23 protein-coding genes are annotated in these 23,950 nt (G+C 40.9%); 10 read left to right on the forward strand and 13 right to left on the reverse strand.

What is annotated here, in order from left to right; all coding sequences use genetic code 11:
* Positions 1 to 11: 11 nt before the first annotated feature.
* The 3 genes from BUA96_RS04325 to BUA96_RS04335 are packed head-to-tail and all read left to right on the forward strand — an operon-like array spanning position 12 to position 3,589.
* Positions 12 to 1,151: a serine hydrolase domain-containing protein gene (locus tag BUA96_RS04325; protein WP_072980805.1), complete on the forward strand. Its 1,140-nt coding sequence runs from the start codon at positions 12 to 14 to the stop codon at positions 1,149 to 1,151.
* Between the two features lie 2 nt (positions 1,152 to 1,153).
* The gene (locus BUA96_RS04330) at positions 1,154 to 1,867 is read left to right on the forward strand and encodes a 3'-5' exonuclease (RefSeq protein ID WP_072980807.1); all 714 of its coding nucleotides are present in this window, start codon (positions 1,154 to 1,156) and stop codon (positions 1,865 to 1,867) included.
* A gap of 30 nt (positions 1,868 to 1,897) precedes the next feature.
* A complete protein-coding gene (locus BUA96_RS04335) occupies positions 1,898 to 3,589 on the forward strand; it encodes an ABC transporter ATP-binding protein (protein ID WP_072980809.1) in 1,692 nt (563 codons plus the stop codon).
* Positions 3,590 to 4,158: 569 nt separating this feature from the next.
* On the opposite strand, the gene BUA96_RS04340 is transcribed toward BUA96_RS04335, so the two are convergent.
* From BUA96_RS04340 to trhO, 7 genes are all read right to left on the reverse strand, one after another.
* Entirely contained in the window at positions 4,159 to 4,815 is a 657-nt protein-coding gene (locus BUA96_RS04340) for a CoA transferase subunit B (protein ID WP_072980810.1), read from the reverse strand.
* Position 4,816: 1 nt separating this feature from the next.
* Positions 4,817 to 5,455: a peroxiredoxin gene (locus BUA96_RS04345; RefSeq protein ID WP_072980812.1), complete on the reverse strand. Its 639-nt coding sequence runs from the start codon at positions 5,453 to 5,455 to the stop codon at positions 4,817 to 4,819.
* 38 nt (positions 5,456 to 5,493) lie between these two features.
* Entirely contained in the window at positions 5,494 to 6,198 is a 705-nt protein-coding gene (locus tag BUA96_RS04350) for a CoA transferase subunit A (RefSeq protein WP_072980814.1), read from the reverse strand.
* Positions 6,199 to 6,282: 84 nt separating this feature from the next.
* Complete coding sequence (locus tag BUA96_RS04355; protein ID WP_072980817.1) at positions 6,283 to 8,622, reverse strand: penicillin-binding protein 1A; 2,340 nt, start codon at positions 8,620 to 8,622, stop codon at positions 6,283 to 6,285.
* A 7-nt stretch (positions 8,623 to 8,629) separates the two neighbouring features.
* Positions 8,630 to 9,112, reverse strand: a complete 483-nt coding sequence (locus tag BUA96_RS04360; protein WP_072980819.1) for a gliding motility lipoprotein GldH — start codon at positions 9,110 to 9,112, stop codon at positions 8,630 to 8,632.
* Complete coding sequence (locus tag BUA96_RS04365; protein WP_072980821.1) at positions 9,105 to 10,274, reverse strand: PSP1 domain-containing protein; 1,170 nt, start codon at positions 10,272 to 10,274, stop codon at positions 9,105 to 9,107. Before BUA96_RS04365 ends, BUA96_RS04360 begins: the two co-directional genes overlap by 8 nt.
* Positions 10,275 to 10,517: 243 nt before the next feature.
* A complete protein-coding gene (gene trhO / locus BUA96_RS04370) occupies positions 10,518 to 11,555 on the reverse strand; it encodes an oxygen-dependent tRNA uridine(34) hydroxylase TrhO (protein WP_072980823.1) in 1,038 nt (345 codons plus the stop codon).
* Positions 11,556 to 12,099: 544 nt separating this feature from the next.
* On the opposite strand from trhO, the gene recA reads away from it, so the two are divergent.
* The 4 genes from recA (at position 12,100) to BUA96_RS04390 (ending at position 15,600) form a co-directional block, all read left to right on the forward strand.
* The gene (gene recA, locus BUA96_RS04375) at positions 12,100 to 13,110 is read left to right on the forward strand and encodes a recombinase RecA (protein WP_072980825.1); all 1,011 of its coding nucleotides are present in this window, start codon (positions 12,100 to 12,102) and stop codon (positions 13,108 to 13,110) included.
* A 71-nt stretch (positions 13,111 to 13,181) separates the two neighbouring features.
* Positions 13,182 to 13,598, forward strand: coding sequence for a hypothetical protein (locus tag BUA96_RS04380; protein ID WP_128755653.1), 417 nt, complete (start codon positions 13,182 to 13,184; stop codon positions 13,596 to 13,598).
* Positions 13,599 to 13,615: 17 nt separating this feature from the next.
* Complete coding sequence (locus BUA96_RS04385) at positions 13,616 to 14,164, forward strand: RNA polymerase sigma factor (RefSeq protein WP_072980829.1); 549 nt, start codon at positions 13,616 to 13,618, stop codon at positions 14,162 to 14,164.
* Positions 14,161 to 15,600 (forward strand): outer membrane beta-barrel protein, encoded by a 1,440-nt coding sequence (locus tag BUA96_RS04390; protein ID WP_072980831.1) that lies wholly within the window; start codon positions 14,161 to 14,163, stop codon positions 15,598 to 15,600. The genes BUA96_RS04385 and BUA96_RS04390 overlap by 4 nt, the downstream gene beginning before the upstream one ends.
* Before the next feature lie 204 nt (positions 15,601 to 15,804).
* Here BUA96_RS04390 and BUA96_RS04395 read toward each other — a convergent pair whose 3' ends face one another.
* A complete protein-coding gene (locus BUA96_RS04395) occupies positions 15,805 to 16,419 on the reverse strand; it encodes a lysophospholipid acyltransferase family protein (RefSeq protein WP_394365240.1) in 615 nt (204 codons plus the stop codon).
* A 28-nt stretch (positions 16,420 to 16,447) separates the two neighbouring features.
* Positions 16,448 to 16,609, reverse strand: a complete 162-nt coding sequence (locus BUA96_RS17370; protein WP_233430625.1) for a hypothetical protein — start codon at positions 16,607 to 16,609, stop codon at positions 16,448 to 16,450.
* Between the two features lie 66 nt (positions 16,610 to 16,675).
* On the opposite strand from BUA96_RS17370, the gene trpS reads away from it, so the two are divergent.
* Complete coding sequence (gene trpS / locus BUA96_RS04400; RefSeq protein WP_072980833.1) at positions 16,676 to 17,644, forward strand: tryptophan--tRNA ligase; 969 nt, start codon at positions 16,676 to 16,678, stop codon at positions 17,642 to 17,644.
* Here the strand turns inward: trpS and dprA are convergent.
* Entirely contained in the window at positions 17,641 to 18,741 is a 1,101-nt protein-coding gene (gene dprA, locus BUA96_RS04405; RefSeq protein ID WP_072980836.1) for a DNA-processing protein DprA, read from the reverse strand. The genes trpS and dprA overlap by 4 nt on opposite strands.
* 95 nt (positions 18,742 to 18,836) lie before the next feature.
* On the opposite strand from dprA, the gene BUA96_RS04410 reads away from it, so the two are divergent.
* Positions 18,837 to 19,769, forward strand: a complete 933-nt coding sequence (locus BUA96_RS04410; RefSeq protein ID WP_072980838.1) for an HU domain-containing protein — start codon at positions 18,837 to 18,839, stop codon at positions 19,767 to 19,769.
* Positions 19,770 to 19,868: 99 nt separating this feature from the next.
* Positions 19,869 to 20,378 carry an acyl-CoA thioesterase gene (locus BUA96_RS04415; protein WP_072981757.1) on the forward strand — a complete coding sequence of 170 codons (510 nt, stop codon included), beginning with the start codon at positions 19,869 to 19,871 and terminating at the stop codon, positions 20,376 to 20,378.
* Positions 20,379 to 20,442: 64 nt separating this feature from the next.
* On the opposite strand, the gene BUA96_RS04420 is transcribed toward BUA96_RS04415, so the two are convergent.
* From BUA96_RS04420 to BUA96_RS04430, 3 genes are all read right to left on the reverse strand, one after another.
* On the reverse strand, positions 20,443 to 21,861 hold the full coding sequence (locus BUA96_RS04420) for an amidohydrolase (protein WP_072980841.1): 1,419 nt from the start codon (positions 21,859 to 21,861) through the stop codon (positions 20,443 to 20,445).
* Positions 21,862 to 21,929: 68 nt separating this feature from the next.
* Entirely contained in the window at positions 21,930 to 23,183 is a 1,254-nt protein-coding gene (locus BUA96_RS04425; RefSeq protein ID WP_072980843.1) for a murein hydrolase activator EnvC family protein, read from the reverse strand.
* Positions 23,183 to 23,950, reverse strand: a complete 768-nt coding sequence (locus BUA96_RS04430; protein ID WP_072980845.1) for a lipoprotein insertase outer membrane protein LolB1 — start codon at positions 23,948 to 23,950, stop codon at positions 23,183 to 23,185. The genes BUA96_RS04425 and BUA96_RS04430 overlap by 1 nt, the downstream gene beginning before the upstream one ends.

Genomic DNA, 23,950 nt, shown 5'->3' on the forward strand with positions numbered 1-23,950 from the left:
ATCTTTAAGTTATGAAAATACTCAAACGCATCTTTTTAAGCTTAATCAGCCTGATCCTCATACTCATCATCGCATTGTATGTATTTGATTATGACTATTTGATCAAAGCCGTGCACACCATATATTTCACGGGTCACACCACTGCCTATCTTGAGGATTATAAAAAGTTTGACAACACCACCATTAAAGCCGGAACTGCGCAACCTTGGCCGCATGCTAAAAACTACAACAACTACACCCTGAGCGATGAACTGATGCAGATTCATAAAGAGTTTGGTTCAATCGCCTATATGGTGATCAAAAACGACAGTATTGTTTTTGAAGATTATTATGATGGGTTTGGTCAGGATTCTAATAGCAATTCTTTTTCGATGGCCAAAAGTTATGTTTCGGCATTGTTGGGAAAAGCTATAAAAGATGGTTACATAAAAAGTTTAGATCAGACTGTAGGTGATTTTATTTCAGAATATTCAGAAGGAACTGCAGCGCAAATGACCGTGGGCGATTTAGCATCGATGGCTAGCGGACTCAATTGGGACGAGTCGTATTACAGTCCGTTTTCTGTGACGACGCGTGCGTATTTTGATGACCATCTAGAACCCGTGATGCTCGGGTTGGGAATGAAAGAAAAACCGGGAACCGGATATCAATACCTCAGCGGAAACACGCAATTACTCGCTATGGTTTTAGAGCGCGCCACTGGTAAAAAACTAGCCGATTATCTTTCTGAAAGTTTATGGAAACCTCTGGGCGCCAATCAAAATGCGCTTTGGCAATTAGACAGTGAAGAAGGCGGCCTCGTCAAAGCCTATTGCTGTATCGCTTCTAACGCTCGCGATTTTGCGCGTTTAGGAAAACTGTATAAAGATTATGGTGAATGGAATGGCCAACAAATTTTAGACTCAGCGTTTGTAGCTAAATCGATCACACCAAGATTTGAAGGCGAACCTTACGGCTACGGGTTTTGGCTGAAAGATTTTAAGGATAAAAAGGTATTTATGATGCGTGGGCACTTGGGTCAGTATGTGGTGGTGATTCCTGAAGATGATCTTATAGTAGTGCGCCTGGGCCACAGCCGGGGTGAAACCAATGCGACCGGTTATCCTGACGAAATGGACGCCTATCTTGAAGAAGCTTATAAAATGAATTAACTATGATCTCCCGACTTCAGCTTGAAAACATTCTTTTTTTAGATATTGAAACGGTTCCGCAGCAAGAGCATTTCAGCGATTTGGATCCCGAATTACAACAACTCTACGCCGATAAAACAGAGTATCAACGAAAAGACGAATTTACCGCTGAAGCTTTTTACGACCGTGCCGGAATCTGGGCAGAATTTGGTAAGATCGTTTGTATTTCTGTAGGATATTTTCACAACACAGAACAAGGCCGAAGCTTTAGAACGACTTCATTTCACGGGGATGAAAAGCAGCAGCTGCTGGCTTTTAAAAAATTACTGACCGAGCATTACAATAAACCCCAACATGTACTTTGTGCCCATAATGGGAAAGAATTTGATTTTCCATTTATTGCAAGAAGAATGATCATTAACGGAATAAAGCTTCCATTTAAGCTGGATTTATTTGGCAAGAAACCCTGGGAAGTTCCGCATTTGGATACGTTAGAACAATGGAAATTTGGCGACTACAAACATTACACCTCTTTAAAATTACTCACCAAGATTTTAAATATTCCATCTCCCAAAACCGATATAGACGGCAGCCAGGTCTGTGAAGTCTTCTACAAAGATAAAGATATCCAACGCATTGTAGAATATTGTGAGCGCGATGTGGTTGCTGTCGCACAGATCGTACTGCGTCTGCGTAACGAGCAATTGCTACAAGAAAACGAGGTAACTTCCGTCTAGATTGCTTCAGATAAATTGTACTTTTAAAATGTGAATAAAACACCACTTCTTTCGGTAAAAAATCTAAGTCTGGGATTTAAATCCCGCAACACGACTAATGCAGTTTTACACGACATTAGCTTTGATGTTCTTGCCAATGAAATTGTAGGAATCGTTGGGGAATCAGGCTCCGGAAAATCGGTAACCAATCTTGCTGTTTTAGGCTTGTTACCTCAAAAAAGTGTCAATATTTCTTCCGGAGAAATTCTTTTTGAAGGCGCAGATTTACTCAACTATTCTACCAAAAAACTTCAGGAAATACGCGGCAACGCGATCTCGATGATCTTCCAAGAGCCTATGAGTTCGCTCAACCCTTCAATGCGCTGCGGAAAACAAGTCACCGAAATATTGCAACGTCATAAAAAACTATCTGCCCAAGAAGCCAAAACCGAAACACTCAAACTTTTTGAACAGGTTAAATTACCAAGACCGGCGAGCGTTTTTAAAGCCTATCCGCACGAGATAAGCGGCGGTCAAAAACAACGTGTGATGATCGCAATGGCAATTGCCTGTAAACCTAAATTGCTCATCGCAGACGAGCCTACGACCGCACTTGATGTAACGGTGCAAAAAGAAATTATTTTGCTCTTAAAGGAGCTGCAAAAGGAAACAGGAATGAGTATCCTGTTTATTTCGCACGACCTTTCGCTTGTGAGCGAGATCGCCGACCGTGTTATCGTGATGTATAAAGGGAAGATCGTTGAGCGTGGGAGTTCGGCGTCTATTTTTAAAAATCCTCAAGAAGAATACACTAAAGCCCTTATTTATGCCCGGCCCTCTACAAAAGAGCGTTTGGAGCGACTCCCTACGGTTGCTGATTTTTTAAATCAAAAGCCAATGGCGCCAGCGGTAAGCGAGGCGGTAAGAACAGCGAAACACCAAAAACTGTATTCAAAAACTCCGTTGCTTGAGATTAAAAATGCTCAAAAGGAGTATTATAGTAACGTTTCATTCTTTGGTAAAAAAGAAACCATAAAAGCTGTAAATGATGTGAGTTTTAAGATTTACGAAGGCGAAACCTTAGGGCTCGTGGGTGAAAGCGGCTGCGGAAAGTCTACGTTAGGTAATTTAATTCTTCAATTAGATCAAGTGACTTCCGGTCATATCTTTTATCAGGGTACCGACTTGACTCGTTTAAAAACCCGTGAATTGCGGAAACTGCGCAGAGATATTCAAATCATTTTTCAAGACCCTTATTCCTCTTTAAATCCGCGATTAACAGTGGGTCAAGCGATCACCGAAGCGATGGAAGTTCATAAACTTTATGCATCAAAAAAAGAGCGCAGAGCAGAAGCCTTAAAATTGCTGGAGCAGGTAGGCTTACTTCCCGAACATTATGACCGCTATCCGCATGAGTTTAGCGGAGGTCAGCGCCAGCGTATAGGTATCGCACGTACCATCGCTGTAAAGCCTAAATTTATTGTTTGTGACGAGTCGGTCTCCGCTTTAGATATTTCGGTGCAAGCTCAAGTGCTCAATCTTCTGAACACCTTAAAAGAAGAGTATAATTTTACGTATTTATTTATCTCTCATGATCTGGCTGTGGTAAAATACATTTCAGATCGTTTACTAGTAATGCGCAATGGACAATTTGAAGAAATGGGAGAGGCCGATGCGGTGTACGCTGCTCCTCAAAGCGATTATACGCAAGCACTTATTAATGCAATCCCAAAAGGGATTTAAAACATAAAGAAAAACACTTTACGTACCAAGTACCACAGCATTGCAATAACCGCTACGGTTGCTTTAAAGCTATATGTTATTTTTTGGAAGAAAGACACGGGTTGGGTAAGTGTACGCATTGGGCGATGCTTTTAATGAAACATAGATTATTAAGACTAAAAAACACCTTTGATAGTAAAGGTGTTTGTTTTTATAATTGGAATCTTACGATTCAGGGTTTCTATAAAATAAAAACCGCAAGGCTCCCCTCGCGGTTTTTTTAACAAATCATAACATCAAAATACTCCTATTTTGAAGCTAAACAACAACCTCTGTTTGCAATTCCTAGGGTTGTTATAAAATCTTACCGAGTTGGAATGCTGCTAATGTAGGATTTTTTTTCATTGCTCCAAACAAAATCAGTTGATTTTATCAAAACAATGTTAAAAATTATTGCTTTTCAACCGAATTTAAGTGTTTTTCAGCGTTGAAAATTCTGAAACAAGTATTTCAACGAATAACATACATCGTTCAAAGACAAAAAAAGAGCCTCTTTAAAGGCTCTTTTATATCGATAAACTACAAATTATTCATGCTAGAATCATTTCGGGAACCTCATCCGGTATTTCGAGTGTTCCTTCGGTCGCTTTCTTGATTTCTTCTACAGAAACTCCAGGGGCGCGTTCTAAAAGCTTAAACCCTTTAGCAGTAACTTCTAACACCGCCAGGTTGGTGACTATTTTAGTAACACAACCCACACCGGTAAGCGGCAGTGTACAACGCTTTAAGAGTTTAGACTGCCCGGCACGATTGGTATGCATCATTGCGACAATGATATTTTCGGCACTCGCGACAAGATCCATCGCGCCGCCCATACCTTTCACCATTTTACCCGGAATTTTCCAGTTAGCAATATCCCCGTTTTCAGCAACTTCCATCGCACCTAAAATAGTAAGGTCAACGTGTTGCCCTCTGATCATGGAGAAACTTAAAGCCGAATCAAAAAACGAAGCGCCCGGGAGCGTAGTAATGGTCTGTTTACCGGCATTAATAATATCAGCATCCTCTTCCCCTTCAAAAGGAAAAGGCCCCATTCCTAAAACCCCATTCTCACTTTGAAATTCGACTTCAATATCATCTCGCACATAATTGGCAACCAGTGTAGGTATGCCAATACCGAGATTCACATAAAAACCGTCTTGAACTTCACGTGCGATACGCCTGGCGATTCCGTTTTTGTCTAGCATCTTATTTGTTTGGTTGTGGCGTCATTCTCAAGTAAGGCTTAATTTCTGTGTGCCCTTTAGGGAAAAACTCCGGAATTTGTTCATTACTTACACTTGGCGAGATCACACAGTCTTCCCCATCCTTCCAGTTGGCCGGCGTAGCCACTTTATGGTATGCTGTCAACTGAAGCGAATCGATCACGCGTACAATTTCGTCAAAGTTTCGACCTGTTGAAGGGGGATATGTCAACGTAAGTTTGATTTTCTTATCTGGTCCTATCACAAAAACCGAACGTACCGTAGCTTTCTCACTTGCATTAGGATGAATCATATCATAAAGCTCTGCAACTTTACGGTCTTCATCGCCAATGATTGGATAATCTACAGTGGTATTTTGAGTTTCGTTGATGTCTTTGATCCACTCTCTGTGTGATGCCACGCCATCTACGCTGAGTGCGATAGGTTTCACATTACGCTTTTTAAATTCGTTGTGATAATTGGCTACTGTTCCCAACTCTGTTGTACAAACCGGAGTATAATCTGCCGGATGCGAGAATAAAATCCCCCAGCTGTCGCCAAGCCATTCGTGAAAATTTATAGTTCCTTCTGTGGTATCTGTTGTAAAATCTGGTGCAACATCACCTAATCTTAAATGTGCCATTATTAAATTAATTTTTGGTTGTTATATATGTTTAGTTGTTAGTCGTTGTGTTTCCTTACGGTGCGCTGCTCAATGCGTTTCTCGTAGTTTTTACCTTCAAAAATGCGTTGAACAAAAATTCCAGGAATATGTATTTGGTTAGGGTCTAATTCGCCGGCAGGCACGAGCTCCTCAACCTCAGCAACTGTGATTTTTGCTGCTCCACACATCGGCGGATTGAAGTTGCGCGCCGTTCCTTTAAAAATGAGATTACCTGCGGTATCTCCCTTCCAGGCTTTTATAAATGAAAAATCGGCTTTAAAAGCATGTTCCAGTACATACATTTTACCATCAAATTCTCGGGTTTCTTTGCCTTCAGCTACTTCGGTTCCATAGCCTGCCGGGGTGTAGATCGCCGGAAAACCTGCCTGTGCAGCGCGGCAACGTTCTGCTAAAGTTCCTTGCGGAATCAATTCGACCTCAAGTTCGCCACTTAACATTTGACGTTCAAACTCAGCATTTTCGCCCACGTAAGACGAGATCATTTTTTTGATCTGCTTTTTCTGAAGCAGTAAGCCCAAGCCAAAATCATCTACTCCGGCATTATTAGAAATACAGGTTAGATTTTTCACGTTAAGTTTAACGAGTTGCTCGATCGCTTTTTCCGGAATACCGCTCAGCCCAAAACCACCTAACATCAAGGTCATATTGTCCTCAATGCCCGTTAATGCTTCTGTAACCGAGTTTACCGTTTTTGTTATCATTTTCTCATTTTAGTTTAAGAAAATTACAAAATACGTTTTCTAACCACAATCTTTTAGCAGTAATTTATGGTATTCTAAAAAGGATTAAAAGTCCAACTCATCTGGCAAGTCTACCTCTTGTGCTGCGCCTTCTGCCGGGGCCGAACAATCTACACGGATTGATAAGTTTTCAGGTCGCTCAAAATCTCCTTTTGAAATTTTAAGCTCTTCGTCTTCGTAGCATTTTTTCATAAAAACCGCCCAAATAGGTAATGCCATTGTTGCTCCCTGACCATAGGTAATTGAAGGGAAGTGCACCGAGCGGTCATCGCCTCCTACCCAAACACCACTAACCAGGTTAGGAACCATACCCATAAACCAACCGTCACTTTGATTTTGTGTAGTTCCTGTTTTTCCGGCAATTGGATTTTTAAACGCATAAGGATGCCCCGTAACTACATTGTTGTACACATAGTTATTGATCGCTCCTGAGCGTAATCTAGCACCAGAACCATACTGGGTCACCCCTTCCATCAGATTAACGGTTACGTAAGCCGACTCTTGACTGATAATATCTTTAGCTTTAGGAACACTCTGATATAAAACAGTACCGTTTTTATCTACGATAGTCGAAACGATCTGTGGCTCTACATGAACGCCCTTATTTGCAAAAGCTGAATATGCCGAGACCATCTCAAACAAACTCAAGTCTGCTGTACCCAAAGCAATAGAAGGCACTTCCGGGATATTTTCTGTATCCACTCCTAGTTTTTCAATAAGATTGATAACCGGTTTAGGACCTACACGATGCATTAAACGCGCTGAAACGGTATTGATCGAGTTTGCTAAAGCCGACTTTAGTGTTACCATTCCCTTAAAGCCACTGCTAGAATTTTCTGGACACCAAGCTTTTTGAGCCCCCATTTCTCCTGCAGGAATACAGTATGGAATATCTGGAACCGTATCGCAAGGCGAAAGGTGCAATTGATCTATGGCTGTGGCGTACAAGAACGGCTTGAATGTAGAACCTACTTGTCGTCTACCCGTTTTTACGTGATCATATTGAAAATGCTTGTAATTGATTCCTCCTACCCAAGCTTTAACTTCTCCTGTTTGCGGAGTCATACTCAACAAACCTGCGCGTAAGAAACGTTTGTAATACAAAATACTGTCGCGTGGAGTCATCACGGTATCCACTTCTTTTGCACCGTCTTTCCAGACAAAAACCCGCATATCAGTTTTTTTATCAAAGGAAGCCTTGATATCTTTTACCGAAATATCCTGAGCGGCCATCTTTCTCCAACGGTCAGAATTACGCATTGCGCGATTAATAATTACTTCTTCTTCCTCTTTACTAATATCTCTAAAGGGTGCCGTACTATTCTTTTCGTTTTGACGGTCAAACTCGCGTTGAAGATTTTCCATATGTGCGGTTACCGCTTCTTCTGCATAACGTTGCATACGAGAATCAAGCGTTGTGGTAATTACGAGTCCGTCGCGATAGATGTTGTAATATTCTTCATTACCATCAGCATCTACACCTTTTGGATTTTCTTCGATCCATTCAGACATAAAGGCTCTTAAGTATTCTCTAAAATAGGTTGCAATCCCATCTGCGTGACCCTCAGGAGAGAACTTGATCTCCATAGGCATTGCGATCAGACTGTCGCGCTCGGTTTCAGTAATTTTTCCAGTTTCGGCCATAAGCGCTAAAACCGTATTTCTGCGCTCTAAAGACTTATCTCTTGAAATCTCCCGATACGGATTAAACTGTCTTGGGTTTTTGAGCATCCCGGCGATGATCGCAGATTCTTCGGGATGTAACTCACGAGGCTCTTTGTCAAAATAGATCTTTGAAGCAGAACGAATTCCCACCGCCTGAAACAGAAAATCCTGCTTGTTGAGATACATTGTAATAATCTCTTCTTTAGTATACTGGCTTTCTAAACGCGCGGCAATAATCCACTCTTTTACTTTTTGCAGCACACGCTCAAACTTACTGCTAGGAGTGTCAGAAAATAGAAGTTTGGCCAACTGCTGCGTGATAGTACTTGCTCCTCCTTTTGAACCTAAAAAGGCTACAGCTCTAGCCGTACCTCGCATATCGATCCCGGAGTGCTCATAAAAACGTCTATCTTCGGTTGCAACTACAGCATCAACAAGGTTTTGCGGCAAGTCTTCATATTTAACCGGAGTTCGGTTTTCATTATAAAATTTACCTAAGGTTTTTCCGTCAGAAGAAAGAATTTCAGTAGCGAGATTGCTTTCTGGGTTTTCAAGCTCTTCAAAGGTGGGCAGTTTACCAAAAGCTCCCCAAGAAGCAAGAAGAAACACTAAAATTACAGCAGCTAATCCGCTTAAAAACAAAATCCAAAACCCTTTGATATAAGGTTTATGATTTGAAGTTTTCGCCTGTTTTGCAGGCTTCTTTTTACTTTGAGCCATTTTATCTCTATTCGTTTGTTTTTTCTATACGCAAACCTACATCTCTGATTCCTTCTAAATCAGCAATAGGATTTACGTCCCCGTTGCGACGCATTGCCTGCTTCAGCTTAAAGGTGTAGCTGCCTGCTTCGCTAAATTGTATATGTTCTTTATACCAAAGTTTATTTTCTTTAATATCGCCAAAACCGGTGCCTAGCCAGCTTCCGTCAGGATTTGCCATCTTGTACTCTAGCGTATCTGTAATGGTTTTTCCGTTAGGAAATTGCATCGAAGCAATCAAAAACACGTTGCTAAAGGCATATGAATTGTCATTGCGCAAGGTTATAAACGCATTATACGTACTTAAAGTGTCTAAGTTATCGACTTTTAGCGTTACCGCAGAATCGCTTTTCCAATGCTTGGGCAGCGATTTATATTCGTGAAAAGCAGCTGTTTTATCGCAAGACCAAAAACAGCTTAAAACTAAAAGCGCACAGAGGAATTTATGCATTTTTCTTAGGTCCCTTTTTTCGGAAATTTCCTTTTTTACGACGGTTTTTTGAACGCTTTCTGCTGTTTTTAGGTTTGTCAAAACGGGTTAAACTGTCTTGCCCTACAACGTTTCCAAAATCTACTTTAGCGTCTGTAATAAGTTCTGCAGCATACTCTTCTAGACTTGCTACTTTGTTTTTATTCTTATTGGCTTCAATGATCTCATTGGCCTGCGTGGTGGTGAGCTTGTGCCAGTTCATCCACTCGCCTTCATAAGCATACCAAAGGTGTCCTTGAAAAATATCAATCTTCTGGCAAACCGCTGTACCCTTGTCTGTATACAGTTTTTGTTCTGTTTTTGGGAAATCTTTTAGCGCATCTAAATAGGCGTCCAACTCATAATTTAAGCAGCATTTTAGCTTCCCACATTGACCTGCCAATTTTTGCGGATTTAAAGAAAGTTGCTGATAGCGTGCTGCGCTTGTGGTCACCGATCTAAAATCTGTTAACCAGGTTGAGCAACACAGCTCGCGCCCACAAGAGCCTATTCCGCCTAAACGCGCCGCTTCTTGTCTAAAGCCTATTTGACGCATTTCGATACGGGTTCTAAACTCCTGCGCAAATTCTTTGATCAGTTGTCTAAAATCTACGCGCTCCTCTGCGGTATAGAAAAAAGTCGCTTTAGAGCCATCGCCCTGAAACTCAATATCAGAGATTTTCATCTGAAGTCCTAAACGAATAGCGATCTGACGCGAACGTACTTTAATGCCTTCTTCACGCTCTTTTACGCTTTCCCAAACTTCAATATCCTTTTGATTGGCTTTGCGGTAGATTTTTAGAAAATCGTCTGAAGTGTAGGAGATCTTCTTCTTTTTCATTTGAATGCGTACCAACTCGCCGGTCAATGAAACGATACCCACATCGTGACCCGAAGCCGCCTGAACTGCTAGCACTTCGCCTACGTTGATCTGTAATTTATCTACGTTCTTCACGTATTCTTTGCGACCATTTTTGAAGCGAACTTCAACAAAGTCAAAGGGTTCCTGCCCGTCAGGCAGACTCATATTTGAAAGCCAGTCAAAGACTGTTAGTTTGTTACATCCGTCGGTACCACAGGTACCATTATTTTGACAACCACGTGGTTGACCGTTTTTGGTCGTACCACAATTTCCACACGCCATGAGATCCTATATGTTTGTAAATCTCCAGATTAAAAAACTCCGGGATTTGATGATTTATATATGTTGACAACGGAAAGCTTCCGTCTTAATTGCTGCTAAAGATAACATTTTAGCTATGCAAAAATATAGTAATTCTAATTGGGGATTAAAGCAAATGTGCGGCATTTTGCATTTTGGAAGCTGTTGCGCATAAAAAAAGTCGGTTACCTAAAACCGACTTTTTCTGCTTTGTTTCTTCAATTCTTATACTTTCTTCTGAAACTTCAGCTTTTCAGATCTTCCTTTTTTAAAGATCTTATTGCTGTTAGGAATGCCTTTTCGCAATTCTTTTTGCACTTCATAAGGCAAAGCGATCACCTCTTTACATTCGTCTGAACAGGTGTGATTCATCGCTTCGGCACACTCGTCACATTGAATGAAAAGTAAATGACAAGCTTGGTTAGCACAGTTTACGTGCGTATCGCAAGGCTTTCCACACTGGTGGCAATTTGAAATAATATCTTCTGAAATTCGCTCGCCACGACGATGGTCAAATACGAAGTTTTTCCCTTTAAATTTATTTTCAAGCTTTAACTGCTCAACCTGACGTGCGTATTCAATAATTCCGCCTTCTAGTTGATAGACTTGTTTAAAACCTTTGTGTTTATAGTACGCACTGGCTTTTTCACACCTAATTCCACCGGTGCAATACATTACCAATTTTTTGTCTTCTTTGTGATCGCGCAGGTCTTCTTCAATAAGATCTAAGCTGTCGCGAAAGGTATCAACATCTGGTGTTACTGCATTTTTAAAATGCCCGATCTCGCTCTCATAGTGGTTGCGCATATCCACAAGCACCACATCATCTGCTTCAATGAGTTCGTTAAAGGTTGCAGCATCTACGTGAACACCTTTATTGGTAACGTCAAAAGTCTCGTCATCAAGACCGTCTGCTACGATCTTAGGACGCACTTTAACTTTGAGTTTTAAAAAGGATTTTGCGTCTTGCTCGATGGCGATATTGAGACGTACATTTTCTAAGAAATTAATTCCGTCTAAAAAGGTTTTAAATTCTTCAAAACGTTTTGCCGGCACCGAAAGTTGGGCATTAATTCCTTCTTGAGCCACGTAAATACGGCCCAGGACGTCCATTTGATTCCAAGCTAAAAATAGGTGATCTCTAAAAAGTTGCGGATTGCCGATTTTGGCATATTGATAGAACGAGAGCGTCAAGCGGTCTTCGCCTGCCTCATCAATTAATGCTGCTCGTTCTTTTGCGCTTAATTTGTTGTACAGTTGCATGCTATACTTAATTTTAAGGTTAAAAGTGGCGCAAAAGTAGCATTTTTAAGTCATTAGCTGCAAGAATAGCCGCGCGTGTTTTAAAACTTGTCTCGCTATAAACAAAAAAATGCCCGCGAGTTTTCTCGGGGGCATTTTTCTTGAACGGCTAATTCAGGTTATATATTATTTGATTTCATCAACATAATACCGCTAACCGCCGTCCAATCTGATATTGCAAAAATAAGGAATGCCGACACAGCCCTTATTTACGCAATGTATTTGCTTAACTTTCTGCACCATAGCACATAAGGTTTTACATTTAGATACATACTTACGCAAGAGGTTGCTTTGGTAGATGTTAAATTTTATTCGGAAATATTCCGTCTCAAGGTGTTCAATCTCTTTAAAAATTCAATTAAATAGGAATTTTTCCAATAATTAGGATTGATTTCATTGGTGTGCATTAAAAGAAATAGTACTTTAGCAGCGTGTAAATAAAGAAGCTATAGTTAGTAGTGATTCTTTAAAAATGCACTCAAAATCAGCGTTAAAGACAAAAACTATGAGCAAAGAACAAGAAGCTAAATTAAAAGCCCTGAAGCTTACCCTTGATAAAATGGATAAAACCTACGGAAAGGGTACCGTAATGAAGATGGGTGATAACGCGATCGTTGAAGTTGAATCTATTTCTACAGGTTCGCTTGGTCTTGATATGGCATTAGGCGTTGGTGGTTTGCCTAAAGGTAGAATCATCGAGATCTATGGTCCTGAATCTTCAGGTAAAACAACCCTGACTTTACACGCTATTGCAGAAGCGCAAAAGAAAGGTGGTATTGCAGCCTTTATTGATGCGGAGCACGCCTTTGATCGTTTTTATGCTGAAAAACTTGGTGTAGATATAGAAAACCTCATCATTTCACAACCGGATAATGGGGAGCAAGCACTAGAAATTACAGATAATTTAATTCGCTCCGGAGCTATTGACATTATTGTTGTTGACTCTGTTGCTGCATTAACCCCAAAGAGTGAGATCGAAGGAGAAATGGGAGATTCTAAAATGGGATTACATGCTCGTTTGATGTCTCAAGCCTTACGTAAACTTACGGGATCTATCAGCAAAACCAACTGTACTGTTATCTTCATCAACCAATTGCGTGAGAAGATCGGGGTGATGTTTGGTAACCCAGAGACAACTACCGGTGGTAATGCACTTAAGTTTTATGCTTCGGTACGTCTTGATATTCGTCGTTCTACACAGATCAAAGATTCTAACGGCGAAGTACAAGGAAACAAAACCCGTGTAAAAGTGGTTAAAAATAAAGTTGCGCCTCCGTTCCGTCAGGCAGAATTTGATATAATGTATGGCGAAGGCGTTTCTAAAGTTGGTGAAATCCTTGATATTGGTGTTGATTATGAAATCATCAAAAAGAGCGGTTCTTGGTTTAGTTATCAAGATACCAAACTAGGACAAGGACGTGATGCAGTAAAAGCCATCTTGAAAGACAACCCGGATCTCTTAGAAGAACTCGAAGTTAAAATCAAAGAAGCCATTAAAATAGCTAAAGAAGCTTAGAAAAAATTTTAAACGGCTTACGCAACCTTTTTCATCTTAAAGTATCTACTTACAAAAAGCAGATAATTTTAATGATGAAAAAGGTTTTTTTATTAATTGGTTTATTAGGTTTAATAACCAGTTGTTCACTGGATGATGAAGGGCAAGTGGTGAGCTATGAAGCGCTCCCGATTGCAGATTATGAGTTACCCGAAAGTTTTGTCTACGGCGAGCGCTATCAATTGCCGGTTTCGTTTGTATTACCTACAACGTGCCACGAGTTTTACAATTTTGAAGCCGCTAGAGAAGACAGCACCCGTTTTGTGTATGCCATAAGTCAGGTTTTAGAAAGTGATATGTGTACTGACACACCAAACGACACGATTTCCACTTTTTTAAATTTCGATGTAATTTACCGCTACACCTACGTCTTTAAAATGTATAAAGGTGATGATGAAAATGGTGAGCCTATTTATGAAACTCAAGAAGTTCCTGTAGAGCAACCGTAATTTAAGCACGTAACAATGTGAGTTTAGAAAAGCTCTTAAAAGGTTTAACTAAGGAAAAACCCAAAGCGCAGGCCGAGTTGTACACTTTGTACGCTCGCACGCTCTTTGGGGTTTCCCTTAAGTATTCTCGTAATTATGAGGAGGCCGAAGATAACCTTCAAGATGCTTTTTTAACCATTTTTAAAAAAGTACATCAGTACAAAGGCAAAGGCTCTTTTGAAGGATGGTTAAAGCGTATTGTGATCAATACCGCTTTGCAACGGTATCGTAAACAGAGTTTGTTTGAACTTGTAAATGAAGAACAGATTGAGCAGGAAGAGGTTCTTGTTGACACCAATGAGATCCCGCTTCAATTTCTATTAAAAATAATACAAGAATTACCAGACCGCTATAGGCTGGTGTTTAACCTTTATGTTCTAGACGGTTACCCGCACAAGGAAATCGCGCAAATGCTAAGCATAAGCGAAGGAACCAGTAAATCTAATCTGGCGCGTGCCCGAATGATCTTAAAAGAAAAAGTTGAAAATTATCAGCAGAGTGAAACCCTACAATCCTCAACACGGTGAAAGAGCAAAAAAACATAGACCGCCTGTTTCAGGAAAAGTTTAAAGACTTTGAGGCAATGCCTGATGACAAAGTCTGGGCTGGCATTGTAGACAAGCAGCAGAAAAAACGCGCAATAATCCCGCTATGGCTTCAATTGAGCGGCGCAGCAGCTGTCTTAGCCCTAATCCTTCTGGCCGGTAACTTTATATTCTCAACATCAGATGCGCAAGATGTAGAAGTGGTTTTAGAGGAAACTGAAACGCCTGAGCAAGAGCAGCGCGCACCTAAAACTATTGAGCAAACTGCGAACAATGCCGTAGTTTCTTCCGAAGAAAAAAGCACTGAAGATTCTAATTCGCTAAAGAAGGCTGAATCTAATTCAAGTACTAAAGCTACTACTGTTGCTTCTACTTCAGCCACGGAAGCAAATCAAGAAAAACATAAAGCATTAAACACAACTCAAAACCGAAACACTTCGGAGTCGAAAAAATCTGGCAGCACTGCTGCTTCAACAGGCATTGCTACCGCTGACCAAGGCAATGATGCAAATGCTACACAGGACGACAAAACTTCAAACACAGAGCAGAACACAACCGCTATAGCCGCCACTGAAAACGAATCCCAAGAAAATGCTGCGGCAGATGAATTACCCTCATTGGAAGAAATTGCAAACGCGCAAAATGAGGAAGAAGCTCTAGCGGATACTGAAACTTCAAATACAGCATCTCAAGACGCATCACGCTGGGGTATTACGCCTATGGTGGCTCCTGTGTATTACAACAGTTTTGGTGGCTCAGGGATCGCAGCAGAATTTGCCGATAACAAGAAAAGTGGCGATGTGAATTTCAGTTATGGGGTTCAAGTAAGTTATGCCATTAACGACAGGCTTACGGTGCGCTCCGGAGTAAATAAAGTTGATTTGGGCTACCGTACGGAACAAGTAAACTTTGCCCCCAGCATTCAGGGGCAATCTATTAGTAGTATAGATTATAATCAAAATTCCCAGTTGATTCAGGTGGCAGATGCTAATAAAAGTCTGGCTTCTTCAGCAGCAGAATTTGCAAGTAATGCTTCAGTTGCGGGTACGAGTATCAACAATGCCTTGCGTCAAGAATTAGGCTACATTGAGGTTCCTTTTGAAGCTGAATATGCTTTGCTCAATCGTAAATTCGGCATTCAAGTGATTGGTGGTTTTAGCACCCTATTCTTAAACGATAATTCCATTTCACTTGAAGAAAATAATAATTTGGTTTCTCGCATCGGGTCGTCAAACAGTCTTAATAATACTAGTTTCAGTACCAACGTTGGTTTGGGCTTAGATTATAAATTCACGCCTCACATTCAATTCAATCTGGAACCTATGTTTAAATACCAACTGAATGCCTATACCAAATCGGTGAGCGATTTCAGACCATATTATTTAGGTCTTTACACCGGTTTAAGCATTCGGTTTTAAAATATATGAAAGGGGAAGATGAGATAACCAAAGTTTGGCTGTATTTCAACCGGCCGGACTTTGGTTTAATCTTCAAACTTTAAAAGAAACTGTGTACTGCCAACTAACAGTGCACAGGAAGTTAGGTTAGTTTTTTAGTTGGTTAGGTTAATTATTGCATATGCAATGATGAAGAAAAGTCGCCTTGTGGTTAGGGCGACTTTTTTAGGTTTCCGCGTAGGCTTGGTCTTTTAGCAATTCGGCATGAATGGCTTTAAAAGCCTGCTCTTTTACAGTTTTTCGATCTATCGCTTTTAGGCCTTTAGTTTGAATAAATGGCAAGACTTTTACGCGCATCAATCCCGGCGTACCGGTGAAAAATTCATAAGAAAAACGCTTTTTATTATCATAAAACACCATTGGCACAATAGGCACTTGATGATCTATCGCTAGCCTGAATGCTCCGTCTTTAAAGGTATCAAGCACTATGCTTGTGTCATCGGGCACACCACCTTCAGGAAAAATACAAATACTAAGCCCTTGGTTGAGTCTGTTTTGAGCACTTTCAAATACCGCTCTTCTACTTTTGGGATCCCCGCGGTCTACCAGAATACACGTTTGTTTGTAGAAATATCCAAACAGTGGAAATTTTGCCAGCTCTTGTTTTCCAACAAACACAAAAGGGTTACGTACACTACTCAACATCAACATTATATCTGTCATTGAAGTGTGATTAGCGATATACATATAGCTTTTACCCTGTTCTGTTTTTTCAAGACCTTTTACCTCTGGCCAAAAGCCCATTCCATATAAAATAATGCGCGCCCACAATCTAGCCATTTTAAAAAAGTAAGGATACCAGGAGTCTTTAGCTACCGAAATAAGTAGGAAGGGCAGCAATATGATAATGGGCACTATGATGAGCACATAGAACCATATGCGCCAAAGTAAAATCAGTAATTTCTGAAGCAGTCTTAACATCAACAGTATAGGATTTCTGCCGACTTGCAGATACAAACCGACGTCTCAAAAATAGACATTTTAAAAGGAGTTAATACTTGAAAAGGGGTAACTTTACGCAAAATTTAAATGAACCATGTCACGAATTTTAACAGGTGTTCAAAGTACGGGAACACCACATTTAGGTAACTTATTAGGAGCTATAATCCCTGCGATCAATATGGCTAATCAGCCTGAAAATGAATCCTTTTTATTCATCGCAGATATGCACTCGCTTACTCAGATTAAAAATGGCGAAACCTTAAGACACAACACCTATTCTACTGCCGCGACATGGCTTGCTTGTGGTCTTGATATTGAAAAAACGGTTTTCTACCGCCAGAGCGATATCCCACAAACCACAGAGCTTACTTGGTATTTAAGCTGTTTTTTTCCGTATCAGCGCTTAACATTAGCACATAGTTTTAAAGACAAAGCAGATAGACTGGAAGATGTAAATGCCGGACTTTTCACCTACCCGATGCTTATGGCCGCTGATATCTTGTTATATGATGCCGAAATTGTTCCGGTAGGTAAAGATCAATCGCAACACTTAGAGATGACGCGCGATGTCGCTTCTCGTTTTCACGCGCAAATGGGTGAAACTTTTGTAATTCCTGAGCTGAAACTTCACGAGGAAACGATGTATATCCCAGGAACAGATGGTGCCAAAATGAGTAAGAGCAAAGGCAACACCATCATAATTTTTCAATCTGACAAAGCATTGAAAAAACAAATTATGAGTATCGAGACTGATAGCACGCCGCTTGAAGATCCTAAAGATCCTGATACCTGTAACGTTTTTGGCATTTATAAATTATTAGCTTCAAAAGATGAAGTTGCTCAAATGCGTAAAAATTATGAAGCCGGAGGTTATGGTTACGGTCACGCTAAAAAGGCTTTATATGAACTTGTCCTAAACAAGTTTGAAAAAGAGCGCGCATTGTACAACCATTATATGGACAATCTTGACGAATTGGATGCCGCACTACGTGTTGGAGCAGAAAAAGCTCGAGTAATTGCAAACGAAGTTCTAGATCGCGTACGTAAGAAAGTAGGATACTAAGTCAGTTCAAACTGTTTTCCCGGCAAGGGTCTTACTACTCCTTTTAATTCCATATTAAGCAAGATACTGGCTACTTTAAACGTGGGCATTTTGCAATGCAGTGCGATCAAATCGAGTTGCTCTTTGCCCACGTCTGATAAAAAATTGCAGATCACTTTTTCTTCTGCATTGAGTTCTACAAAAAGTTGCTTTTGCACAGGTTTGAGCTCTTCTTCTATTTGCCAATTGAGCAGATAAATTAAATCTGCTGCGCTGGTGATCAACTGTGCTTTCTGCGTTTTGATCAGGTTATTACATCCCAAACTTTGCGCATCTCCCGGTCTTCCGGGGACTGCAAAAACATCTCTGTTGTAAGAATTTGCGATATCTGCAGTTACGAGCGAGCCTCCTTTTTCGGCACTTTCGATAACTACCGTAGCTTCACTCATCCCGGCAATGATGCGGTTTCTACGTAAAAAGTTCGTTCGGTCAAACGCGTCACTGCTCCAAAAATCAGTAATGAATGCGCCCTGCGCTTCAACAGGTTTTACATACTTAGCATGAACCTTAGGATAGATCTGGTTCAAACCATGGGCTAACACCGCAATCGTATCTAAACCTTGATCTAGCGCTGCGCGATGCGCAGTAATATCTACTCCGTAAGCAAACCCCGAAACCACAAGCGGATTTAAAGGTGCAAGATCCTCTACAAACTGCTTTATAAAGTCTACTCCGTGATTGGTGACTTTACGCGTTCCTACAATAGAGATCATTCGCTGCTGAGAAAAATCTTTACTTCCGCGTTTAAAGAGTAAAATTGGCCCGTCAATACAATGCTTTAATCGCTCAGGATAGTTTTGATCTTTATAACTGCAGTAATCAATGTTATGCTCTTGAATGAATTTTAATTCTTCTTCTGCCGCAAGCCTGTGTTCCTTTTCAAAAAAAGCTTTCAATTTAAAAGCGCCGATTCCGTCTAGTTTTAAAAGGCTTTCTTTCTTTTGATCTAGCACTTGTTGTGCAGTTTCAAATCGCGCAATAAGTCTTTTGATCGATGTGTCGCCTAAATTAGGAATACGCTGTAAGGTCAGAAATGCGTGAAGTTCGTCTTCTTTCATTATTTTAAATTGCTGTTAATAAAGGTATTGCAAAATTGTTAACAAATCACGAACAACTTTCTAAAGGCGGTAGCATTTTTTTTTAATTTTACTTTATGCATTTTTCAAACTACATCAGCGACTTACTTTATAGATACGAGTGTGTGATCGTTCCCGGCTTTGGAGCGTTTTTAGCACACCGCGTTTCTGCATATCACGACGAAAGCGCACAGGCCTTTTTCCCACCTAAAAAACGTATTTCTTTTAATGCACAATTGAAAGAAAATGATGGACTATTAGCTAATTATGTCGCTTCGGCAGAGCATTTAAGCTATGAAAGTGCATTACTAAAAGTGCAAGAATTCGCTGTGAATATTCAGCAAAAATTGAATGCTGAAGAAACGCTTGTATTTGATAAAATTGGTACCTTGTCTCAAAATGAAGCCGGAAACTTGAGTTTTGAGCCTGAGCAATCTACCAATTATTTAACCGAAGCTTTTGGTCTTGCCTCGTATACCGCTCAACCGGTGACACGCGAAGTATTAGCGCAAGAAGCCGAAGCTCTTGAAGAGAAAGCGCCTATACACCTCACTCCTGCCCGCCGCTCAAACGGCTGGATGAAGTATGCCGCAGTAGGATTGCTTACCATAGGTTTATCTGGAGCATTAGGCTTTTTATATTTCAAGGATATTGCAGATCATAATTTTGCCGAAAAACAAAAGGCAGAAAGTCAGATCGAAAATACCATTCAGCACGCGACCTTCACGATTGATAATCCGTTGCCTGCCGTTACTTTGAATGCCTTTAAACCAAAAGGAAATTTTCACATCGTAGCAGGAGCTTTTAGAATTCCTGAAAATGCTGAAACACGTGTAAATCAACTGCGCGAAGCCGGTTATAAAGCACGCACTTTAGGTGAAAACAAATACGGCTTGCATCAAGTGGTTTACGGAAGTTACACAGATCGCACCGAAGCTCTAAAAGAATTACGCAACATACGTAACACAGATAATCCTAATGCTTGGATGCTGATCCAGGAATTGAATTAAAGGTTTATTTTTACGATTAATATGCAAAAGCCTCCAAACTAGGAGGCTTTTTTGATTTTCTACCGGCTTTTTCTTCCTATTTTTGCCGAAAATCAAACTATGAAAGCAAAAACGCCTTCTGAATCGCGTACCACGCAAACCGATCTGGTTTTGCCGAATGAAACGAACCCTTTAAACAATATGTTTGGAGGCGAACTTCTTGCACGTATGGATCGTGTTGCGAGTATTACCGCCAGAAGACATTCGCGCCGAATTGTAGTTACTGCATCGGTAAATCACGTGGCGTTTAATAAAGCGATTCCGTTGGGGAGTGTAGTGACTGTAGAAGCTTCGATTTCCAGAGCTTTTAAGACCTCTATGGAAGTTGTGATCGATGTGTGGGTAGAAGACCGCGAAAATGGCCTTAAATCAAAAGCAAACGATGCAATTTACACCTTTGTTGCCGTAGATGAAACCGGAATGCCCGTGCCTATCCCTCAAATTAAACCGGAAACCGAAAAAGAAATCCAGCGTTATGATGCCGCTTTACGCAGAAAACAACTCAGTCTTGTTCTCGCCGGAAAAATGGAAGCTAAAGAAGCTACTGAATTAAAAGCGCTTTTTGAGTAAGCCAGTTCAATCATAAAACAAAAACGGGAAGCAGTTGCTTCCCGTTTTTTGTTTAGTACGTATACTAGTTTCTATAATCTAGTGCCGGTTCTCGATCTCCCAATAAAGGGATATATTCAAAATCTTCGCCGCGCTTTTCTTCAAATTCAGTCCAAGCTGCTTTAAGAATTTCGGGTTGGTCAAATAAGTCCATACCGGTTTTAGCCATAGTTTTTGCCGCTACCATCATTCCTTTGGTGCCTATACTGGTTCCACCCGCTGCCACTGCTTGCCAACTGTGTGCAGGTGTTCCCGGTACCCAAGTAGCCGTATACAGGCCAACGGTAGGTACGGTAAAACTCACGTCTCCCACATCTGTAGAGCCGCCCGCTTCAGGAATAGGGTTGTACTCACTTATACCTTCTACATTTTTTACATCAAGGTCTGTATTCAAGCTTGTAGCAATTTCTTCGGCAAACTCACGTTCTTCGGGCGTATAGGTATATCCACCAACCTCTTTCAAGTTGTCATACATAAGTTTCTGTAGCGTAAGATTGGGTAGTAATTCGTGCGTTCCGCCAATCATTTCATAATCCATTGTTGTACCGGTTCCTAGTGCTGCTCCTTCAGCTGCTTTAACCATTCGGTCAAACACATCGATCACCACATCTCGGGTCGTGTGGCGCGCATAATAATATACCTCAGCAAAATCAGGAACAACATTGGGCGCCTTTCCTCCTTCAGTGATCACGTAATGAATACGGGTATCTTCGGGCACATGCTCGCGCATCATATTGACCATATAATTCATCGCTTCCACGCCATCTAATGCAGAACGCCCTTTCTCAGGAGCGCCAGCTGCGTGTGCGGCTATTCCGTGAAATCTAAATTTAGCCGATTTGTTTGCTAATGCCGCGCCGGGATCAGCGCCGTTAGAATTTCCCGGATGCCAATTGATCACCGCATCCACATCGTCAAAAAGTCCGGCGCGCGTTAAATATACTTTACCCGAACCTCCTTCTTCGGCAGGACATCCGTAAAAACGAATGGTTCCTGATGTTCCTGTATTTTCCAGATAGTGTTTTATTGAAATCGCCGCGGCCGCAGATGCTGTACCAAACAAATGATGCCCGCACGCGTGTCCGGCCACACCGCCGTTTGATTCTTTATGCGCAACGGCCTTTTGCGATAAACCAGGCAAGGCATCATATTCTCCTAAAACCGCGATCACCGGCTTACCCGAACCATAACTCGCAACAAAAGCAGTAGGCATTCCCGCCACGCCGGCTTCAATGGTAAAATCTTCTTCTTTTAAAGTTTTTTGAAGTAAAGCAACGCTTTGTTCTTCTTGATATCCCATTTCGGCAAAAGACCATATTTTATGGGCGATCTCGCCGTAGGCTTGGGTGTTTTGATCAAGCTGTTCTAAAACTTGCTCTTGTTTGTTTTGGGCGAAAAGAATCGTGGAGAGTAAACACGTAAAAAGGAAGGTAGTTTTTTTCATATAAAATCAGTTTGAAGAATTTGTGCACTTCTAAAATACAACAATCTGATTTTACGAACTATACTCTACTACATATTGTAAATCCAGTCTTCAGGATTCAAGCGCTCTGAATCTTTATAAACTAAAAATTTCAAAATGGTTTTTCCATTAAATGAGTTCTCAGCAATTTCTCCTAAGGCTTGTTTTGTTGAAACTTGATCGTTCACCTTAACCTTAAGGTTTTTTAAGTTTTGATACACTGTGAGGTAATTACCGTGACGAATGAGTATAGTATAACCACCGCCTCGTATTAATTGCACTTGTTGTACGGTGCCTTTAAATGCTGCACGCGCAACACTACCGGGTGCAGTCTCAATCTCGACACCACTATTGTATGTGGTAATATTAGGAAGCGTAGGATGCTTTGAGGTTCCGAATTTTTTATACACCCTGCCTCGTTCCACAGGCCAGTCCATTCTCCCTTTATTAGAGGCAAAATCATTAGCAAGTGCTTTTGCCGCCGGAGTCAACGCAAAAGTAGGCATCGCTCCCTTTTTGATCTCTGTTTCAGAAGTAGTGGTAGCGCCACTTTCCTTTTTAGAAGCAGCGATCGCTTCCCGAATCAATCGGTCTATTTCCCGGTCAATGCGATTGGCTTCGGCTTGCTTTTTATTGATCTGCGCAGCATAAGAGGATTCTTTCTCACGTATGGTCGCGATCAACGCATCTTGCTGTTTTTTCTCATCTTCAAGCTTTTCTTGCTCTCTTTTGTTTTGAGCGATCAATTGCTGTTTTTCTTCTTTTTGATCTATGAGCTTGGTATTAGTTTCTTGTAAAAGTGTTGTACGCTCTTTAATCTGGTCGCCTTGTTTTTTGCGGTAATTGCTGTACTGTTTCATATACTGCACCCGCTTATAAGCTTGTAAAAAACTCTCTGAAGACAGCAAAAACATAATACGGCTCTGACTGCTTTTACTCTTGTATGACTTTTGTACCATCGCCGCGTAATCTTCTTTAAGCTTTGATAATTCGGCTCTCAGCTCACTAATTTTATTGATGTTTTGATTGATCTTTTGGGTGAGCAAATTCGCCTGACTGTTGGTTACCCTTATGAGGTTTTCCCGGGTTTTAATTTTTGAAGCTAAATCTTCAACCTGGCTCAGCACGTTAATCTCCTTCTTTTTATTGCTTTGTCGCAACTTGCTCAACTCTTCAATCTGACTCATCAGCGCGCGACGCTGGCGCTCCAGCTCAGCTTGTTTGTCATTTTGGGCAACAGCGAGTAACGAACTTAGCAAAAGTCCAAAAAATAGGGTGTATTTCAATTTCAGCTTCAACTGCATTAAAGTTCGATTTCTTTTAAACCACCGGGAATATTAAACGGAAAACTCACTTCAGAATTAAAATCTAAACCGCGGTATGTGATGTCAATAGTTGTGGTTTTTTCTGCCTCTTGTGCTTTCACGTGGATTTCTGAAGGAAAAAAGCCTTGTTGCTCCTCGATATAATCTCCGTAGGAAATGGTGAGGTCGCGCTGAGCTTCCCGCTGCGCCAGTCGCTGTTCTTGCAGCGTAAACGCCCCGCTGTTAAGATAGAAAAACAAATCAAACAAGGCAGATTGCTTGCGTGGTGCTACCAAATAACGCGAAGAGGTTGCGCCGGCGCTAAAACCCCCACTTCTTAAATCGTAAATAGGTTGCCCCAGCAGTAAAGCTTCCACTTGGTCATAATCTAGCTCTGTGCCTAGTAAATCACTTAATAATTCAAAGTCGCCGTCAAAGTAAGTACCGTCTATTTTCTCGTAGAATTGAACACGGTCTTTAGTAATCATTGCTTTCGCTAAAGAAATTCCCAAAACCGAAGCACTCATCCAGATGGTTTCTCCTTGTTTCATTCTTAGACTTACGGTTACATTTTGTGTGGTCTCAGGATCTGAATAACGAATTTTAAGCCGTGCTGCCAACGTCTGAAACTCAGGGTGCGTGTCATAATGCGCTTTGATGATTTTTGCCGAAGCTAAATCTTCTGTAGATGCTGCATTTTTGGTCGCCTTACATCCCACAAGACCTATAAGCGTTAGCACTAAAATTCCTCGATATATCAATTGCAT

This window comes from Leeuwenhoekiella palythoae, assembly GCF_900130045.1.
Lineage (GTDB): Bacteria > Bacteroidota > Bacteroidia > Flavobacteriales > Flavobacteriaceae > Leeuwenhoekiella > Leeuwenhoekiella palythoae.

Excerpts from the sequence above, each read along its gene's own strand:
- BUA96_RS04325 (WP_072980805.1), top strand. The coding sequence starts at position 12 with ATGAAAATACTCAAACGCATCTTTTTAAGCTTAATCAGCCTGATCCTC.
- BUA96_RS04330 (WP_072980807.1), top strand. The coding sequence starts at position 1,154 with ATGATCTCCCGACTTCAGCTTGAAAACATTCTTTTTTTAGATATTGAA.
- BUA96_RS04340 (WP_072980810.1), bottom strand. The coding sequence starts at position 4,815 with ATGCTAGACAAAAACGGAATCGCCAGGCGTATCGCACGTGAAGTTCAA.
- BUA96_RS04345 (WP_072980812.1), bottom strand. The coding sequence starts at position 5,455 with ATGGCACATTTAAGATTAGGTGATGTTGCACCAGATTTTACAACAGAT.
- BUA96_RS04350 (WP_072980814.1), bottom strand. The coding sequence starts at position 6,198 with ATGATAACAAAAACGGTAAACTCGGTTACAGAAGCATTAACGGGCATT.
- BUA96_RS04355 (WP_072980817.1), bottom strand. The coding sequence starts at position 8,622 with ATGGCTCAAAGTAAAAAGAAGCCTGCAAAACAGGCGAAAACTTCAAAT.
- BUA96_RS04360 (WP_072980819.1), bottom strand. The coding sequence starts at position 9,112 with ATGCATAAATTCCTCTGTGCGCTTTTAGTTTTAAGCTGTTTTTGGTCT.
- BUA96_RS04365 (WP_072980821.1), bottom strand. The coding sequence starts at position 10,274 with ATGGCGTGTGGAAATTGTGGTACGACCAAAAACGGTCAACCACGTGGT.
- trhO (WP_072980823.1), bottom strand. The coding sequence starts at position 11,555 with ATGCAACTGTACAACAAATTAAGCGCAAAAGAACGAGCAGCATTAATT.
- recA (WP_072980825.1), top strand. The coding sequence starts at position 12,100 with ATGAGCAAAGAACAAGAAGCTAAATTAAAAGCCCTGAAGCTTACCCTT.
- BUA96_RS04380 (WP_128755653.1), top strand. The coding sequence starts at position 13,182 with ATGATGAAAAAGGTTTTTTTATTAATTGGTTTATTAGGTTTAATAACC.
- BUA96_RS04395 (WP_394365240.1), bottom strand. The coding sequence starts at position 16,419 with ATGGCTAGATTGTGGGCGCGCATTATTTTATATGGAATGGGCTTTTGG.
- trpS (WP_072980833.1), top strand. The coding sequence starts at position 16,676 with ATGTCACGAATTTTAACAGGTGTTCAAAGTACGGGAACACCACATTTA.
- dprA (WP_072980836.1), bottom strand. The coding sequence starts at position 18,741 with ATGAAAGAAGACGAACTTCACGCATTTCTGACCTTACAGCGTATTCCT.
- BUA96_RS04410 (WP_072980838.1), top strand. The coding sequence starts at position 18,837 with ATGCATTTTTCAAACTACATCAGCGACTTACTTTATAGATACGAGTGT.
- BUA96_RS04415 (WP_072981757.1), top strand. The coding sequence starts at position 19,869 with ATGAAAGCAAAAACGCCTTCTGAATCGCGTACCACGCAAACCGATCTG.
- BUA96_RS04420 (WP_072980841.1), bottom strand. The coding sequence starts at position 21,861 with ATGAAAAAAACTACCTTCCTTTTTACGTGTTTACTCTCCACGATTCTT.
- BUA96_RS04425 (WP_072980843.1), bottom strand. The coding sequence starts at position 23,183 with ATGCAGTTGAAGCTGAAATTGAAATACACCCTATTTTTTGGACTTTTG.
- BUA96_RS04430 (WP_072980845.1), bottom strand. The coding sequence starts at position 23,950 with ATGCAATTGATATATCGAGGAATTTTAGTGCTAACGCTTATAGGTCTT.